This is a genomic window from Alcanivorax sp. HI0044 (assembly GCF_001634945.1).
In genome coordinates this window covers 1-1,613 of record NZ_LWEZ01001345.1, presented here as the reverse complement: position 1 = coordinate 1,613, position 1,613 = coordinate 1, and the positions used below count along the sequence as shown (strand labels likewise).

1 protein-coding gene is annotated in these 1,613 nt (G+C 61.5%); it reads left to right on the top strand.

Features of this window, described 5'->3' with window-relative positions; all coding sequences use genetic code 11:
- Nucleotides 1-1,585 (top strand): phosphomethylpyrimidine synthase ThiC (gene thiC, locus A3730_RS19895; RefSeq protein ID WP_063538759.1); only part of this gene is annotated, 1,585 nt, incomplete at its 5' end.
- Nucleotides 1,586-1,613 lie beyond the last annotated feature (28 nt).

The following is a 1,613-nucleotide window of genomic DNA, read 5'->3' as shown; positions in this document are numbered from 1 at the left end:
GCTGGCCGGGTTGACCAGCGAGTATGGCCGCAAGCGGGCCAACGACGTGGCCAAGGCCGGCCTGCGTTTTGAGCACACGCGCATTCCTCGCCGCGCCCGCGCCGGCAAGAATGTCAGCCAGATGCACTACGCGCGCCAGGGCATCATCACTCCCGAGATGGAATATATCGCCATCCGCGAAAATCAGCGGCTGCGTGAGCATCGCGAAGCGGGCCTGCCGGTGAACCAGCATCCGGGGCAGAGCTTCGGCGCGGCGATTCCGGCGGAAATTACCCCGGAGTTCGTCCGTGATGAAGTGGCTCGGGGCCGGGCGGTGATCCCCGTCAACATCAACCACCCGGAAATCGAGCCGATGATCATCGGCCGCAACTTCCTCACCAAGATCAACGCCAACATCGGCAACTCGGCGGTGACCTCTTCCATTGAGGAAGAAGTCTCCAAGATGACCTGGGCCACCCGCTGGGGCGGTGACACGGTGATGGACCTGTCCACCGGTGACAATATTCACGAAACCCGCGAGTGGATTCTGCGTAACTCGCCGGTGCCCATCGGCACCGTGCCCATCTACCAGGCGCTGGAAAAGGTCAACGGCGTGGCCGAAGACCTGACCTGGGAAATCTTCCGCGACACCCTGATCGAGCAGGCCGAGCAGGGGGTGAGTTACTTCACCATCCACGCCGGCGTGCTGCTGCGCTATGTGCCGATGACCGCCAACCGGGTTACCGGCATTGTGTCCCGCGGTGGTTCGATCATGGCCAAGTGGTGCCTGGCGCACCATGAGGAAAGCTTCCTCTATACCCATTTCGAAGAGATCTGCGAGATCATGAAGGCCTACGACGTGACCTTCAGTCTCGGCGATGGCCTGCGCCCCGGTTCCCTGGCCGATGCCAACGATGAAGCCCAGTTCAGTGAGCTGCGCACCCTGGGCGAGTTGACCAAGATCGCCTGGAAGCATGACGTGCAGGTGATGATCGAAGGCCCCGGCCATGTGCCCATGCACATGATCAAGGCCAACATGGATGAGCAGCTGGAGCACTGTGGGGAAGCGCCGTTCTACACCCTGGGCCCGCTGACCATCGATATCTCCCCCGGCTACGATCACATTTCCAGCGCCATCGGTGCGGCCATGATCGGCTGGTATGGCACCGCCATGCTTTGCTATGTGACGCCCAAGGAGCACCTGGGGCTGCCCAATCGCGAAGACGTGAAGGAAGGCATCATCGCCTACAAGATTGCTGCCCACGCGGCGGATCTGGCGAAGGGCCATCCCGGCGCGCAGCTGCGTGATAATGCCCTGTCCAAGGCACGTTTCGAATTCCGCTGGGAAGATCAGTTCAATCTGGGACTGGACCCGGACCGGGCCCGTGAATACCACGACGAGACCCTGCCCAAGCAGGCCCACAAGGTGGCGCATTTCTGTTCCATGTGCGGGCCGAAATTCTGCTCCATGAAGATCAGCCAGGAAGTCCGCGAGATCTACGGTGACGGCACCGCCCAGGTGGCCCAGGCCGAAGCGGGCATGGAAGAAAAATCCAAGGAGTTCCGCGAACAGGGCTCTGCGCTTTATCACGAGGCCCATGAGTAATCATTCACTGACACCGCCATTTGGCCCG